This is a genomic window from uncultured Roseobacter sp., from assembly GCF_947492555.1.
Classification (GTDB): domain Bacteria; phylum Pseudomonadota; class Alphaproteobacteria; order Rhodobacterales; family Rhodobacteraceae; genus Roseobacter.
On the sequence record NZ_CANLNE010000003.1, the window covers coordinates 47,388 to 62,421 of the forward strand.

At 61.8% G+C, this 15,034-nt stretch carries 18 protein-coding genes and 1 other RNA gene; 10 read left to right on the forward strand and 9 right to left on the reverse strand.

What is annotated here, in order from left to right:
• The 6 genes from Q1A07_RS13290 to Q1A07_RS13315 form a co-directional block, all read right to left on the reverse strand.
• Complete coding sequence (locus Q1A07_RS13290; RefSeq protein ID WP_299782091.1) at window positions 1-402, reverse strand: Rid family hydrolase; 402 nt, start codon at window positions 400-402, stop codon at window positions 1-3.
• 1 nt (window position 403) lies between these two features.
• A complete protein-coding gene (locus Q1A07_RS13295; protein ID WP_299782093.1) occupies window positions 404-1,504 on the reverse strand; it encodes an SPFH domain-containing protein in 1,101 nt (366 codons plus the stop codon).
• 26 nt (window positions 1,505-1,530) lie between these two features.
• Complete coding sequence (locus Q1A07_RS13300) at window positions 1,531-2,478, reverse strand: DUF2927 domain-containing protein (protein ID WP_299782095.1); 948 nt, start codon at window positions 2,476-2,478, stop codon at window positions 1,531-1,533.
• 6 nt (window positions 2,479-2,484) lie between these two features.
• The gene (locus tag Q1A07_RS13305) at window positions 2,485-3,681 is read right to left on the reverse strand and encodes a toxic anion resistance protein (RefSeq protein WP_195818456.1); all 1,197 of its coding nucleotides are present in this window, start codon (window positions 3,679-3,681) and stop codon (window positions 2,485-2,487) included.
• A 29-nt stretch (window positions 3,682-3,710) separates the two neighbouring features.
• On the reverse strand, window positions 3,711-4,598 hold the full coding sequence (locus tag Q1A07_RS13310; RefSeq protein WP_299782098.1) for a 5-bromo-4-chloroindolyl phosphate hydrolysis family protein: 888 nt from the start codon (window positions 4,596-4,598) through the stop codon (window positions 3,711-3,713).
• A gap of 287 nt (window positions 4,599-4,885) precedes the next feature.
• Entirely contained in the window at window positions 4,886-5,761 is an 876-nt protein-coding gene (locus Q1A07_RS13315) for a pseudouridine synthase (RefSeq protein WP_299782100.1), read from the reverse strand.
• A 63-nt stretch (window positions 5,762-5,824) separates the two neighbouring features.
• Here Q1A07_RS13315 and Q1A07_RS13320 point away from each other — a divergent pair, with 63 nt between their 5' ends.
• The 10 genes from Q1A07_RS13320 to rpmG all read left to right on the forward strand — a co-directional run bounded on the left by Q1A07_RS13320 (window position 5,825) and on the right by rpmG (window position 13,150).
• On the forward strand, window positions 5,825-6,274 hold the full coding sequence (locus Q1A07_RS13320) for a nucleoside deaminase (RefSeq protein ID WP_299782102.1): 450 nt from the start codon (window positions 5,825-5,827) through the stop codon (window positions 6,272-6,274).
• A 49-nt stretch (window positions 6,275-6,323) separates the two neighbouring features.
• Complete coding sequence (locus tag Q1A07_RS13325; RefSeq protein WP_299782104.1) at window positions 6,324-6,980, forward strand: ceramidase domain-containing protein; 657 nt, start codon at window positions 6,324-6,326, stop codon at window positions 6,978-6,980.
• A 30-nt stretch (window positions 6,981-7,010) separates the two neighbouring features.
• Entirely contained in the window at window positions 7,011-7,298 is a 288-nt protein-coding gene (gene gatC, locus Q1A07_RS13330) for an Asp-tRNA(Asn)/Glu-tRNA(Gln) amidotransferase subunit GatC (RefSeq protein ID WP_299782106.1), read from the forward strand.
• Window positions 7,298-8,785, forward strand: a complete 1,488-nt coding sequence (gene gatA, locus Q1A07_RS13335; RefSeq protein ID WP_299782109.1) for an Asp-tRNA(Asn)/Glu-tRNA(Gln) amidotransferase subunit GatA — start codon at window positions 7,298-7,300, stop codon at window positions 8,783-8,785. Before gatC ends, gatA begins: the two co-directional genes overlap by 1 nt.
• Before the next feature lie 35 nt (window positions 8,786-8,820).
• Window positions 8,821-9,540, forward strand: coding sequence for a hypothetical protein (locus Q1A07_RS13340; protein WP_299782111.1), 720 nt, complete (start codon window positions 8,821-8,823; stop codon window positions 9,538-9,540).
• A gap of 6 nt (window positions 9,541-9,546) precedes the next feature.
• A complete protein-coding gene (locus Q1A07_RS13345; RefSeq protein WP_299782113.1) occupies window positions 9,547-10,206 on the forward strand; it encodes an N-acetylmuramoyl-L-alanine amidase in 660 nt (219 codons plus the stop codon).
• Between the two features lie 97 nt (window positions 10,207-10,303).
• Window positions 10,304-10,703: RNase P RNA component class A (gene rnpB, locus Q1A07_RS13350), an RNA gene on the forward strand.
• Window positions 10,704-10,725: 22 nt separating this feature from the next.
• Window positions 10,726-11,433, forward strand: coding sequence for an SDR family oxidoreductase (locus Q1A07_RS13355; RefSeq protein ID WP_299782116.1), 708 nt, complete (start codon window positions 10,726-10,728; stop codon window positions 11,431-11,433).
• Between the two features lie 182 nt (window positions 11,434-11,615).
• Entirely contained in the window at window positions 11,616-12,797 is a 1,182-nt protein-coding gene (locus Q1A07_RS13360) for an ammonium transporter (protein ID WP_299782119.1), read from the forward strand.
• A 185-nt stretch (window positions 12,798-12,982) separates the two neighbouring features.
• Window positions 12,983-13,150 (forward strand): 50S ribosomal protein L33, encoded by a 168-nt coding sequence (gene rpmG, locus Q1A07_RS13365; protein ID WP_011454349.1) that lies wholly within the window; start codon window positions 12,983-12,985, stop codon window positions 13,148-13,150.
• Window positions 13,151-13,220: 70 nt separating this feature from the next.
• Here rpmG and Q1A07_RS13370 read toward each other — a convergent pair whose 3' ends face one another.
• The 3 genes from Q1A07_RS13370 to Q1A07_RS13380 all read right to left on the reverse strand — a co-directional run bounded on the left by Q1A07_RS13370 (window position 13,221) and on the right by Q1A07_RS13380 (window position 14,922).
• Window positions 13,221-13,682 (reverse strand): cupin domain-containing protein, encoded by a 462-nt coding sequence (locus tag Q1A07_RS13370; RefSeq protein ID WP_299782121.1) that lies wholly within the window; start codon window positions 13,680-13,682, stop codon window positions 13,221-13,223.
• A 113-nt stretch (window positions 13,683-13,795) separates the two neighbouring features.
• A complete protein-coding gene (locus Q1A07_RS13375; RefSeq protein WP_299782123.1) occupies window positions 13,796-14,533 on the reverse strand; it encodes a Bax inhibitor-1/YccA family protein in 738 nt (245 codons plus the stop codon).
• A gap of 173 nt (window positions 14,534-14,706) precedes the next feature.
• Complete coding sequence (locus tag Q1A07_RS13380; protein ID WP_299782126.1) at window positions 14,707-14,922, reverse strand: DUF1127 domain-containing protein; 216 nt, start codon at window positions 14,920-14,922, stop codon at window positions 14,707-14,709.
• Window positions 14,923-15,034: the final 112 nt, after the last annotated feature.

Genomic DNA, 15,034 nt, shown 5'->3' on the forward strand with positions numbered 1-15,034 from the left:
TCAGCGCGGCCCGCGTTTCGGGTGATGGGCAACGACACGGAACTCCACCCGCGCGCCGGGTCTGCGCAGCCCGGCGATTTCAACGGCTGTCCACGCGGGCAGTGGCCCGGTGAAGAAATCGTCCAGAACGCCCTGGATGCCGGAAAAATCGGCGTCGATGTCGGTGTGATAGCTTGTCAGCTCGACGATATCCGCCTCTGTTGCCCCCTCCTCGGCAAGCACAAGCTGGACTTTGCCGAGCGCATTCAGCGCCTGCTCCGGCGCGGTCGGCGGCATGGTGCCATCGGCGGCAGCACCGGTGGCGCCCGTGAGGAATAAGAAGTCACCGGCACGGATGGCCGGGGAAAACCCGGTTGCCCGGGCCGCCTCTGCCAGGCTTTCGGGGATGATCGCCTGCCGCATCTTATGCCCCGGGGGGCGGGGGTGGCGGCGGCAGCACGGTGAAGAGCTGCGCCAGTTCGGCCACATCCTCGGCGCGCATCCAGCCATCTTGTCCGGGCGTCCAGACCATGCTTTCGCGGGTCAGCGCGCCGTCGGTGGTCATGCGGCCCAGGGCGGCCTTGGAGTAGGGCCCCCTGGTCTGGCCGTTTTCGGCGACATGCCAGACATGCTCAACCGGCGGCGGGGGCGGTGGCACGGCGGCACGGGCACCCCACGGCCCCTGTTGTGCCGCAGCATTGCCGATCTGCATGCCAAGACCCGCACCGAGACCTGTCTGAATGGCCGCAGCACCTGCACCGTCACGCCCCAGCGCTTCGGCAGCCTGGAACTGCATGTATTCGTTGAGATTTCCGATAACACCCATGGAGGAGCGCTTGTCCATCACCTCCTCAACGGCGGGGGGCAACGAGATGTTTTCGATGTAAAGCTCCGGCATCGCGAGCCCGTATTCGGCGAGCTGCGCGGCGATCTCCTTGCCCACGAGCTGGCCCAGTTCGCGGGTATTGGCGGCCATGTCCATGACCGGAATACCCGCCCGTGCAATGGTGCGCGAGAATTCCTGCACGAGGATATTGCGGATCTGGAAGCTGATCTCATCCATGGTGAATTCGCCGTCCGTGCCGACGATCTCGACGAGGAATTTCGCCGGATCGCTGACCTTGATCGAATAGGTGCCGAAGGCGCGCAGGCGCACGGGCCCAAACTCCGGATCACGGCAGATGATGGGGTTTTTCGTGCCCCATTTCAGATCGTTGAACCGCGTGGTGTTGACGTAGTAGATCTCGGATTTGAACGGGCTTTTGAAGCCGTGATCCCAGTGCTGCAGCGTTGTCATGATCGGCATGTTGTTCGTCTCAAGCATGTAGAGACCGGGGGTGAAGACATCCGCCAGCTGGCCCTCGTGCACGAAAACCGCCGCCTGACCTTCGCGCACCGTCAGCTTCGCGCCGTATTTGATCTCGTGGCCCTCACGTTCGAACCGCCAGACCATCGTGTCGCGGGTGTTGTCCGTCCAATGGATGACATCGATGAATTCACCGGAAAGAAAGTCAAAAATACCCATATCGGTCAGTCCTTTACGTCGTAGTCTCAGATCGGCCCGTTTTTCAACTCGCGGGCAATGGTGCGGGTGATCGGCGCAGCCTCAGATGCTGACATGCCGGCCTCGAGGCGCGGATCATAAAGCATCTTTAGCAGCAGCTCATCATGGCGGGTCAGCAAGGCAAACTCGTCGTCATCGTTGAAAATCGACGGGCGCGCATCGCGGCTGTCATTGGCAAGGCCAAGGCCCTGTGCGAGTTCCTCGTGAATGCAGCTGAGCCGCAGCAGGCTGGGATTTTCTGCGCGAATCACAGCAACCGCTGCTGTGTAGGTGTTTGCATCGGAGCCCGCCGCATAGGCTGCGACCGCGCAATAGGTGTCGCGCGACAGGCTGCGCAGGGCGTTGAGGCTGTCCGGCGTGATGCCGGGCACACGGGCGGCAGCGGCATCCAGCGCGTCGCTGCGGTCATCTTCGCTGGCCACGATCACCACGAAATTCGGTGGGCCGAACGTATTGATCGGATGCCCGGTGATCTGACCCAGACGACGGGCATAGCCGCGAATAGCGGCACCATCGGCGCTGCGTTGCGAGGGTGGAATGCTGTTTCCGAAGATTGTGCTAATTCTGACCGGCCCGGCCCAGCGGCGCAGCGGGCTTTCGCCGCCGCGTCCCTGCAAGGCGCGATCATATTCGTTGAAAAACACGACCCGTTCAAAATTTCGCGCCAGCATTTCTGAGGTGAAGGGCGTGTCGGGTCCGCCACCATCCTGGCGTAGCAGCCCTTGGTTGAGTTGGGCCGCCTGCACCTGAACCAGATAGCTGCGCAGGGCCGCGCTGGCCTCCGAGGTGGGGCGCAGTTGGGTTTCGGCCAGAACGCTGGGCCGGGCGCGCGGTGTTTTCACCGCCGCCACGGGTTGCGGGATGTCACAGGCGATCAACGCCGCACCGGCAATGCCGAGCGCGCCCCAGCGCAGGAAGGTCTGGCGCCGCGCCACCGTGCCTCAGTTCGGCACGGAGGTGGCGGCGGTATCACCAAGGCCGGTGGCCTTGGCTTTGGCGCTGGCCAGCGTGTCGCGCAATTTCGCCTCCATCTCCTGCAGATCGGTTTCGGCAGCGGCACGCCGGGCCTTGCCCTCATCCGCGATCTGCAGCGACTCCTCGATGGTGCCAATGAGATCCGCGTTGGCCTGTTTCACGGCCTCGATATCGAATACGCCACGCTCCATCTCTTCGCGGATGATCTTGTTGCTCTCGCGCAGGTTCTTGGCATTGGCGGTCAGCAATTCGTTGGTCAGATCATTGGCCTGCCGCACGGCCTGTGCCGCCTCCGCTGACCGCTGGATCGTCACGGCCTGTGCCAGCTGCGTCTCCCAGAGCGGCACGGTGTTCACCAGCGTCGAATTGATCTTGGTCACGAGGCTTTTGTCGTTTTCCTGCACCAGCCGGATCGAGGGCAGGGACTGCATGGTCACCTGACGGGTCAGTTTCAGGTCATGCACCCGGCGTTCCAGATCATCACGTGCGGCGCGCAGGTCGCGCAGCTCCTGCGCGACCATGACCTGATCGTCTTCGGGGGCTTTTTCGACTTCTGCGGCCTTGGCGGGGATGATTTTTTCGTCCAGCTCGCTGAGCTTTTCCTCCCCCGCAGCGATATAGAGCGCCAGCTCGTCATAGAACTGCAGCGTCTTTTCATAGAGCATGTCGAGCGATTTGATGTCTTTCAGCAGCGTGTGTTCGTGCTTCAAGAGCTCGTCGGTGATGCGGTCGATCTGGTCCTGCACCTCTTCGAACTTGGCGGTGAACTTGGCAAAGGGTGCTGCCTTGCCCATCAGCTTTTCCCACCAGCTGCGCTTGCGCCGCACGTCGAGTTCGTCAATGGAAAAGCCACGAATGGTGGTCACGATGTTGCGCAGGCTGTCACCCGCTGGCCCCACATCCTTGTTGCGGACGCCGCCGAGCATCGCCTGGCTGATTTCCTGAAGTTCGACCTGCGCGCGGGAGCCAAAGGCGACAATGGAATTGGTGTCTTCCATGTCGATCTCGGCCATCCGCTTGGAAATCTCCGCACTCACGGGGGCATCGGCGTCGGCCAGCGGCACAATGGCGCCTGCATCCGCCGGTTCGGGCAGCACCACGGCGGTCACTTCCTCGACCATCTTGAGATCCTGGGCGGCTTTCTCGCGTATTGTCTCACTCATTCGTTTAAATCCTTTGTCCTTGGGCGACGTCAGTCCAGACGCACACCTTCGCGTTGCAAACGGTCCCTGAGGACCTCGATTTCGACCGTAAGATCGCTGTGATCATCCAGCATTAGTTTGGTGGTGCGGTCGGTGAAGTTGCGTTCCAGGTCGTCGAGCAGGGCGAGGTAGTCGTCGCGGGCTTTCATGTCCTGTGAGCGGACATAGATATCAGCGAATTTCACCGAGGCATCGCGCGCACCCAAGAGATAGACGCCGAGGTACCTGCGCGCCGCCGTCAGGTCACGGGGGTCCTCCTCAACCGTGCGGATAAGGTCGCGCACCACGTGCTGAAATTGCTGCATCCGGGTCATCACGCGCAGGTTGCCGGAGCGTTTGAGCGCGTCGTTCATCGCGGCCATATGGGCTTCGGCCTCATCGACCACGCGGGCTACGCGGTCCTGCTGGAAGGTGTCGATGCCTTCCATGCCCTTGCTGGTCAGCGGATCGATGCCGAAAGCAGCCAGATGCAAGCCGCCAGCCGCCGCGCCGAAGAGGATCGCGGCAATCAGATTGCCGTCATGGCTGAGCGCGGCGAGCGCGGTGCCAACACCCGCGAGACAGGCAGCAAGGATCTTGCGGGGGACAGCCGGGCGGCGCGCCACCTTACGGCCGCGCCATGCGGCTTCGGCCACCAGCCCGCCGCGCAGCATCCACGCTCCGAGGGCCAGAACGCCCGCACCGGCGAGGCCGAGGCTCATCCCCAGCGCCCCTTGGGTCAGCGATATGAACAGCAGCACCACGGCAGGCAGAAACATTAGGTTTGCACGGGCACCCACAGGGTCCACCTTGGCACCGCTATAGGCGGATCGCGCCGGCGGGTTCGCGGTTTCCGGGCTTCCGTGGGGGCTGTATTTTCCGCCGAACCGTTTCGCCATGCGTCAAAGACCGCCCAGAATGCCGGACGCCACGCCCGTCATCAGGACAAGCAGCGCCACATAGGCGAATTTTTGAAACGTACTCGGCGTCATTGTGTCTCCCCAGACCGACGTTATCGCAAATATAGGCGTATGCGCTGCCGCTGACCAGTTTTACCGATGCCCGGGCGTGTTCTGTGCCATTCTGACCACGCTCAGGCATCCTGTGCCATGGGTTTTTACATATTTGATGCCAGAAACGCGTCGTTGCGAGGGGGAATTATCGCGCGAATGCGTCAGCCGAGCGCCTAACGCTTGGGGCGTTGGGCGCGACGGGGGGGAGATTTGGGTTTGGATTGTGGCGGGCGGGACGTCCGTCTGCGCGTCGCCTGGGTTGGCTTTTTCGTAGCGGTGCCGGTGTCATCGCCCGCATCAAGCCCTAATTGATCGCGCATGATCTTGCGCCGGACTTCTTCGACGGCGCCGGGTTTCAGTTCTCCGAGCTGGAAAGGGCCATAACTGACCCGGATCAGGCGGTTCACGGACAGGCCAACGTCGGCCAGCGCCCGCCGGATTTCGCGGTTGCGTCCCTCGCGCAGGCCAATGGTCAGCCAGGCATTGGCCCCCTGTTGCCGATCCAGCGTGACCGTCATCGGCTGAAACGCCTCGCCATCGACCGTCACGCCCTTGCGCAGCGGCTCCAGCACGGCATCCGTGGGGCGCCCGTTGACCCGCACCCGGTAGCGCCGTAGCCAACCGGTCGAGGGCAGCTCCAGCCTGCGCTTGATGCCGCCGTCATTGGTCAGCAGCAAAAGCCCTTCGGAATTGAGATCAAGCCGCCCGACGCTCATCACCCGGGGCATGTCCTCGGGCAGGGCGGCATAGATCGTCTCTCGGCCTTTCTCATCGTGATCGGTGCTGACCAGCCCGGTCGGCTTGTGAAAAAGCCAAAGCCGTGGCGGTTCCGGGGCCGTCAGAGGTTTTCCGTCCACCGTGATCTCATCCGCGTCGGTCACGTTCAGCGCAGGCGAGGTGATCTGCGCCCCGTTCACACTAATCCGTCCCGCCTCAATCATACGCTCCGCCTCGCGCCTGCTGGCAACACCGGCGCGGCTGAGGATTTTCGCGATGCGCTCGCCGTCATGCGTTTTGGGAGCGGGCGTTTCAGGATCAGGCTTGGACATGCGCCTGCCATAGCCTCTTTGCGGGGCTTGCGAAAGGGCGCGCTTTGCGGGCACTCATGGGGCATGGAATTCAACACGCATATGCAGGCGGCGCTGTCCGAGGCCCGCGCCGCCGCCAAACGCGGCGAAGTGCCCGTGGGCGCGGTGGTGGTGGACCCCGCAGGGCATGTCGTTGCGGCGGCAGGCAACCGGACGCGGGAACTGAACGATCCGACGGCCCATGCGGAGATACTGGCGATCCGCGCGGCCTGTGCCGGAGCCGGAACCGAACGGCTGATCGACCATGCACTCTACGTCACGCTGGAACCCTGTGCGATGTGCGCCGCTGCCATCGCGACGGCCCGCGTGGCCCGGCTCTACTATGGCGCAAGCGATCCCAAATCCGGCGGTGTTGCCCAAGGCGCCCGCGTCTTTGCGCATCCGCAATGTCACCATGTGCCAGAGATCTTTGACGGTATCGCCGCCGCAGAATCAGAGGCCTATCTGCGCGCCTTCTTCACCGCCCGCAGGTAGGGTGGGCTTTCAGGCCACCTTGCCCGCCAACTGATGTAGAAAGACCCGAATGGACTGGACCCGGACCATCGACAGCTACTGCGAACGCATGGGGCCTGACTACTGGGCCGAACCAATCAACGCGGTGACCAACCTCGCCTTCATTCTGGCAGCCATCGCCATGTGGCAGCGCAGCCAGGGGGACAGGTTGGCGCAGCTTCTCTGCGCTACACTCTTCGCCATCGGGGTCGGCAGCTACCTCTTTCACACCCATGCGCAGACCTGGGCGGCCCTGGCCGATGTCTTGCCCATCGCAGCCTTCATTCTGATCTATATCTTTGCAATCAACCGTGTGGGCTGGGGCATGTCTCCTCTCATCGCGCTGGGGGCGACCGCGCTCTTCATCCCCTACGCCGCTCTCACCGTGCCGCTTTTCCAGAAGGTGCCCGGTCTCGGATCATCGGCAGGTTACGCGCCCGTGCCACTGTTGATTCTGATCTACGCGCTGCTGCTGTACCGCCGCGCACCGCAGCTCGCGCGCGGGCTGGCCATCGGCGCCGGCCTCCTGATCCTGTCGCTCACCTTCCGGACACTCGACATGCCGCTTTGTCCAAACTGGCCCCTGGGCACGCATTTCGCGTGGCATCTGCTCAACGGGCTGATGCTTGGCTGGATGATCGCGGTTTACCTGCGCGCCGCTCTTGGCAAGGCCCGCGCGGACCGCTAAACGCCGATGCCAAGCAGATGAGGAAACGCAATGTCCATTGACGAGACCACCGCCGCCCGCGTGGCCAAGCTGGCCCGGATCAAGGTTGAGCCCGAGGCGCTGCCCGCGCTTGCCGGCGAATTCAACACCATTCTGGGGTTTATCGAGCAGTTGAACGAGGTGGATATCGAGGGTGTGGAGCCGATGACGTCGGTCACCCCGCAGGTGCTCAAGCGCCGCGTGGACGCGGTCACCGATGGCAATCAGCAGGACAAGGTCCTCTCCAATGCGCCCGATGCCCGCGAGGGATTTTTTGCCGTGCCGAAGGTGGTTGAGTGATGAGCAAGCTGAACGAATTATCCCTGAGTGCCGCCCGCGATGCCCTGCGCGCGGGCGAGACAACGTCCAAAGAGCTGACCGAAGCCTGCCTGAGCGCCATCGAAAGTGCCGGCGCGCTCAACGCCTTCGTGCATCACACGCCGGATTTGGCACTGGAGCGTGCCGCGGCAGCAGATGCACGGCTTGCTCAAGGCGACGCTCCCGCAATGTGCGGCCTGCCCATCGGCATCAAGGACCTCTTCTGCACCAAGGGCGTGCCGAGCCAGGCAGGCTCACGCATCCTAGAAGGCTTCCTGCCGGAGTACGAATCCACTGTCAGTCAAAACCTTGCCGACGCAGGCGCGGTTATGTTGGGCAAACTCAACATGGACGAATTTGCCATGGGCTCGTCCAACGAAACCTCCACCTACGGCAACGCCGTGAACCCCTGGCGGCGCGGCAATGATGACGCGCAGCTGACCCCGGGTGGCTCTTCCGGGGGGTCTGCATCCGCTGTGGCCGCCGACCTCTGCCTTGCGGCCACCGGCACCGACACCGGCGGGTCGATCCGCCAGCCTGCCGCCTTCACCGGCACCGTCGGGATCAAGCCCACCTACGGGCGGTGTTCGCGCTGGGGCATCGTGGCCTTCGCGTCGAGCCTAGATCAGGCGGGGCCGATGACCAAATCCGTGCGCGACGCCGCGATCATGCTCGAAGCCATGTGCGGCCACGACCCCAAGGACAGCACCTCGGCCGACCTGCCTGTACCCAATTTCGAGGCGGCTCTAAGCGGCGACATCCGGGGCAAGAAAATCGGCATCCCCAAGGAATACCGAATGGATGGCATGCCGGAGGAAATCGAAACGCTCTGGTCCGACGGCATCGCGATGATGAAGGATGCAGGTGCCGAGATCGTCGATATCTCTCTGCCGCACACCAAATACGCCCTGCCTGCCTACTACGTGATCGCACCGGCCGAGGCCTCCTCAAACCTCGCCCGCTACGACGGCGTGCGCTACGGTCACCGCGCCAAGCTCGATCAGGGCGATGGCATCACCGAGATGTATGAGAAAACCCGCGCCGAAGGCTTTGGAGACGAGGTCAAGCGCCGCGTGATGATCGGCACCTACGTGCTCTCCGCAGGATTCTACGACGCCTATTACAACCGCGCCCGCCGGGTACGTACGCTGATCAAGAAAGACTTCGAAGATGTCTTTGCCCAAGGTATCGACGCGATCCTGACACCGGCGACACCTTCCGCCGCCTTTGGTCTGGGCGAAATGACGGATGCGGACCCGGTCGCCATGTACCTCAACGACGTCTTTACCGTCACGGTGAACCTCGCTGGTCTTCCCGGTATCGCCGTGCCCGCAGGGCTCGATAAACAGGGCCTGCCTTTGGGGCTGCAATTGATCGGTCAGCCCTGGGCCGAAGCCGATCTGCTGTGCACCGCTCATGTTCTCGAGCAGGCCGCTGGCTTTGTGGCCAAGCCTGCGAAATGGTGGTAATCTCGCGCAAACCAATAACAACAGGCAGACATCCCATGGCACCACGTGTCTTTTTCGCAGCAATCGCCTTGGCGGCGGTCTCCGCCTGTGCGCCACAGGTACCCGACAGCGGGCAGGGGGTCGGGTTCGACAATTCCTTCGAAGCGCAGCAGCAGCGCGATGCGGCCCTCTCAAGCGGTCAGACCCGCGTGCCTGATACCGTTGTACCCCCCACACCCGGCTCGGCAGAAGCAACTGCGGCAGAGACCACGCGTATTCTGGCCGAAACCCGCCCCGGTGCGCCGGACAGCCCGGAGCTGAACTCCGGCATTGCACCGGTACAGGCCAGCCCGTCCAACCCGGCGCCTGTTACACTCGATAACCCCGGTATTTCGGACGAGAATGATTTCGATGCGGTGGCAGAACGCGAGACCATCGAAAGCGATGCGGAGCGGATCGCCAACAACCGCGCGCAATACGAGGTGGTGCAGCCCGAAGCACTGCCGACGCGCCCCGGCAGTGAACAGCCAAATATCGTGGCATTCGCCCTCTCCACCAGTCACCCTAAGGGGCAAGGCGTCTATGCCCGTGCGGGCTTCGGTGGCGAATCCCGTGCCGCCCGTAATTGCGCGGCCTATGCCTCCCCGGATCTCGCGCAGATCGACTTCCTCGCGCGCGGCGGTCCAACACGTGATCGCAAAGGGCTCGACCCGGACGGCGACGGCTATGCCTGCGCGTGGGATCCTGCCCCCTTCCGCAAGGCGTCCGAAGGCTGAGACAGGGTGCTGTGGCATCCATCCCCGAATTTCGGACCGCGCAAGGACGGGCTGACCCCGACCCTTGTGGTACTACACTATACGGCGATGCAAACCGCTCAGGCAGCAGTAGATCGCCTGTGTGATCCGGCAGCAGAAGTCTCCGCCCACTACCTGATTTGCCGCAAGGGTGCTGTGATCCAGCTGATCGATGAAGATCATCGCGCCTGGCACGCCGGAATGGGGGAATGGCGCGGTCAGACTGACATCAACTCCCGCTCCATCGGCATCGAGCTCGACAACGGTGGGGATCACCCGTTCCCCGAACCCCAGATGGCCGCGCTTGAAACGCTGCTGCGCGCCATCCTTGACCGCTGGCAGATCACACCCGAAAACGTCATCGGCCACTCTGACATGGCGCCCGGGCGCAAGATCGACCCAGGCCCAAGGTTCGACTGGGCACGGCTTGCACGGAAAGGACTGGCCGCTCACGCCGGAGGCGACTACGGGATTGAAAACCCAGCACCCTCGGATTTCCGAACCCTTGCCCGGCAGGCAGGCTTCACAGCGGACGTCGACGATGAGACCCTTCTTGCCGCCGTCCGGCTGCGCTTTCGGCCTGGGGCCACCGGCCCTCTCACCGCTCAAGACTTCGCGCCCCTGGGTCCCAAAGCCCTCTCACGCTGATCCCCGGTTTCATTGTTCTCAAAATATGCCCGCCGGAGGCGTCCAGACGTGGATGAAATATTGACGCCGCCCGTATTTGCGCGCATCACCACCCGGCGCGGAAGGCCGGATGGCCGCGGCGCCGGGCAACCGGTGTCGAGGAAAGTCCGGACTCCAAAAAGCAACGGTGCCGGGTAACGCCCGGGCAGGGCAACCTGACGGAAAGCGCCACAGAAATGAAACCGCCAGCGGAGAGGTCGGGCAACCGAAACCGCCCGCGGGCAAGGGTGAAACGGTGGGGTAAGAGCCCACCGCGCCGCTGGCAACAGCGGTGGCACGGCAAGCCCCACCGGGAGCAATGCCAAATAGGGATCGCGTGTCGCAAGACAGGGCCGCTTTTGCCCCAGCAGATCCGGGTTGGCAGCTAGAGCCTGCCGGGCAACCGGCGGGCAAGAGGAATGGTCATCGAACCGGAGCAATCCGGGGAACAGAATCCGGCTTACAGGCCTTCCGCGCATAGACATTCGAGGGACAGAAATCATGCAACTGGACAACAAACTGGTGGTCGTCACAGGCGGCAGCGACGGCATCGGCCGGCACATTTGCCTGAAACTCGCAGCGGCGGGCTGCCGTCTGGCCATCCTGGGGCGCAACGCGGACCGGCTGGCCAGCGCCGCAGCGGATGCGCGCGGAGCAGGTGCATCAGAGGCGCAAAGCTACTCTTGCGACATGCAGGACCCGGCGGCGATTGCGGCTACCGTTCAGGCCATTCTGGACGGGCAGGGCGCGCCCGACATTCTGATCAACAACGCAGGCATCTGGCACAAGACCGGTCCGCTGGACAGCATTGACGACGCGATGATCGAGGCCACGATCCAGACCAACCTGACGGGCACAATCCAATTGACCCGCGCGCTCTTGCCGACGTTACGCGCGCAATCTGAGGCAGCCGTACTCAACGTCATCTCCAAATCCGGTGTCGTGGCCCAGGCAGGGCAATCGGTCTACACCGCGACGAAATACGGCATGCGCGGCTTTACCGATGTGCTGAAAGAGGATGAGCAGGAAAGCGGCGTGCGCATTGCCGGGCTCTATCAGTCGGGCACCAACACCGGCATGTTCGCAAAGGCGGGCGAAGAGGTCCCGAACCACATTTTCACCGAACCCGATGACCTCGCGGATGTGGTGGTTTTCATGTTGTCGCGCCCGGCGAAGCTCTGGATGCACGAGGTGCGTGTCGAGTTGTAGAGCGCGATAGGTTCAAACGCATTTCGCTTAAATTTGGGTCACATCGTGCCCTGAACCGCCTAATTTTATAGCGCTTTGTGAAACGCTCTCTTATTAGGCGGCGTATCGCCCTTTTGCTGTTTATTTCAGCAGGCCTTTGCACCACCCCGTTGCGCACTTGAATATGGGGAAGGATCAAAGACATGAACGGAGCGGATACCGCCTGGATCATCGTGGCCACGGCACTGGTGCTCTTTATGACACTGCCGGGTCTGGCGCTTTTTTATGGCGGGCTTGTACGCGCGCGCAACGTGCTCAGCGTTTTCATGCAGTGTTTCTCGATTGCCTGCCTGATGAGCATTCTTTGGCTGGCTGTCGGGTATTCCATCGCCTTTGGCGACGGCAACGCCTATTGGGGTGGTCTGGGCAAGGCTTTCCTGACCGGGGTCGACACGGACAGCCTTTCAGGCACCATCCCCGAAGTGCTGTTCTTTGCCTTTCAGATGACCTTTGCGATCATCACACCGGCGTTGATCGTGGGCGCTTATGTCGAACGCATCGGCTATGGATTCGTGCTGCTGTTCTCCAGCCTTTGGATGCTGATCTGCTACGCGCCTGTGGCGCATTGGATCTGGGGCGGCGGATTGCTGGCCGGGGCGGAATGGTCGCTGTTCGCCGACGGCGTGAATGATTTCGCGGGTGGCATCGTGGTGCACCAGACCGCAGGCATCGCCGCGCTGGTGCTGGCGGCAATGCTGGGACCGCGCAAGGGCAAACACCAGCCACCGCACAACCCGGGCATGGTGATGATCGGGGCCGCAATGCTCTGGGTCGGCTGGTTCGGCTTCAATGGCGGCTCGCAACTGGCCGCAGACGGCGGTGCCGCCATGGCGCTGACGGTCACGCATATCTCCGCGGCAACCGCGTCGCTGACATGGGCCGCGTGGGAGAAACTCCGCTATGGCAAAGCCTCTCTCGTGGGCATGGTCACGGGCACCATCGCAGGCCTCGCCTCCATCACACCCGCCTCCGGTTCCGTCGGTCCGGTTGAAGCGCTGTTCATCGGGGCCGTTGCGGGCGTCATGTGTCAGGAGCTTTGCGGGGTCGTGAAGAACGTCCTCAAGATCGACGACACGCTGGATGTCTTCGCTGTGCACGGGGTGGGCGGCATGTTCGGTATCATTATGCTGGCGGTCTTCGGTCACGCCTCATGGGTGGCGCAGCTGGGCGGGCTTGCGGTTGTGGGCGTCTGGACACTGATCACCACAGTTCTGATCATTCTGGTGGCGCGTGCAGTTATGCCGCTGCGAGTCAGCGACGAGGATGAAACCAACGGTCTTGACCTCTCCGCCCATGGCGAACGGGCCTACGACATCACGTCCTAGAACGATCAAACAATGGAGCCGTTCCGGCCAGCGCGCATATGTGTGCTGGCCATTTGACTTCCGACCGGTCGCAAAGCCCGAAATCCTGCCTTTTGCGGTTGACTCGGGGGGGCATCCGGGTAAAAGCCGGGCTTCAGGATTCACGTGGCCCCTCACCGGAGCAGGGCCGCAGCAGGAGAAGAAACATGGCCAAGCCAACCACGATCAAGATTCGTCTGAACTCCTCGGCGGGGACAGGCCATTTCTACGTCACCAAGAAAAACGCCCGCACCATGACCGAAAAGATGGTTGTGCGGAAGTATGACCCGGTGGCGCGCAAGCACGTCGAGTACAAGGAAGGCAAGATCAAGTAAGATCGCCTGAGATATATCTGCAGAAAGCCGCGCCGGAAACGAGCGCGGTTTTTTCATGGCACAAGCCGTTTCAGAACGGCTCCTCTGCCGGGGTGCCGTCCAGTGTCGTGTAATGCCTGGTTTCTGTTTCATGGTCGTAATGCATGATCCGGTCGAGCTCCGGATAGGTCACGGTATCGCGGGTCAGGCGGGTGCCGATCACAAGATAGCGGACAGGCTTCTGCGAGGTATTGATCAGGCAATGCGCTAAAGGGGTACCGGCCTTCCAGCAGGCAGTATCGCCCGGGTGCAGAATGTGTTCCACGCCGTCTTCGCGCAGGGTGACCTTGCCTTCGAGGATATAGACCATCTCATCCTCAGCAGCGTGCCAATGGTCGTAGGACGACGCAGCGCCGGGCATCAACTCTTCGATGAAAGCACCAAATTGTGTCAGACCGCCACTATCGCTCAGAAGGTCTGCCGCGTATTGACCCAGAGGGTCATCGGCTGCGCCTTCCTTCCGTTTCGCCTGTCCGTTTCTGATGATTGCCATGCGTTGCCCCCTGAGTGCGATTTACGACTACCGCGTATTTAATAGAGCAGTCTGACCCGCAAAAAAAAGGCCGATCCCCTGGGGATCGGCCCGATCATCTAGTGAGGCGTTGCCTATTCGCGATTGCCGAAGAGCGACAGCAGCATCATGAACATGTTGATGAAGTTCAGATACAGGCTCAATGCGCCCATGATCCCGGATTTCTGCAACCATTCCTGGTCGCCGTGATGGGCATGGGCCAGATAGGTGTTCTTGATGTTTTGCGTGTCATAGGCTGTGAGACCCGCGAAGATCAGAACGCCGATGGCTGAGATCGCAAACATGATGGCAGGGCTGCCAAGGAAAAGGTTCACGATGGATGCCACGACAAGACCGATCACACCCATGATCAGAAAGCTGCCCCAACCGGAGATGTCTTTCTTGGTGGTGTAGCCCCAAAGGGACAGACCGGCGAAAGCGATCGAGGTGATCAGGAAGATCTGCGCAATCGAGAAGCCGGTGAAGGCCACGAAAATCCACGAGATCGACAGACCCATGACCGCTGCAAAGGCGTAGAAAAAGAGCTGAGCCCCTGCCGCAGACAGGCGATTGATGGCTGCACCAAAGGCAAAGACCATGCCCAGCGGTGCGAACATGATGATCCAGCCCAGAATGTTGGGTTGCAGCGTGATCGGATCGCGGAAGACAGACAGCAGACCGGGTGCTGTGCCAACGGCCCAAGCCACTGCGAATGTGATCAACATACCTACGGACATCGTGCCGTAGACTTTGTTCATATGGGCGCGCAGCCCCTCATCAATCTGGGCGGCGCGGGATCCGGCTGTTGACCGGATTGTATTCACGTCAGCCATTAAGACCTCCACTTGAAACTCAATGCGCGTCAGACCTTCTGCGCGCTCTGGCACGAATATCGTGCTCAGACCTGTGCATTTCAAGGTTTTTCGGTCGGGAATGTGCTGGTTTGGCGCGATTTGGATAACAAAGTGTTAACATCGCACCAACCAAGGGACCAAACTGCGCGGTTTCAGCGGTTTATCCATGTACTGGGAACGTCCCAGAGGTGGCGCCGCGCTTCACGTTGTGCTGCTTCACTGTCAATACCAATGTCATCGAGCGCGCGCGCGTCCAGCCTGGCCAGGGCACGGCGTGATCGCCACACTGCCAGATAGGTTGTGAGACCAAAACGGTGCTTGCCCTGAGTAGTTTCGGTGCGGGTAGAAAAATGATCAATCAAAGCCATCGGTCAGTTCCTCTTGTGATGTGTTTAAGGTATTTCATCCGATTGCTTGATATATGGCGAAGGATCGTTCATATTGAAAACGAATGTTTGTGACGCGTTTAATCAAGGATGG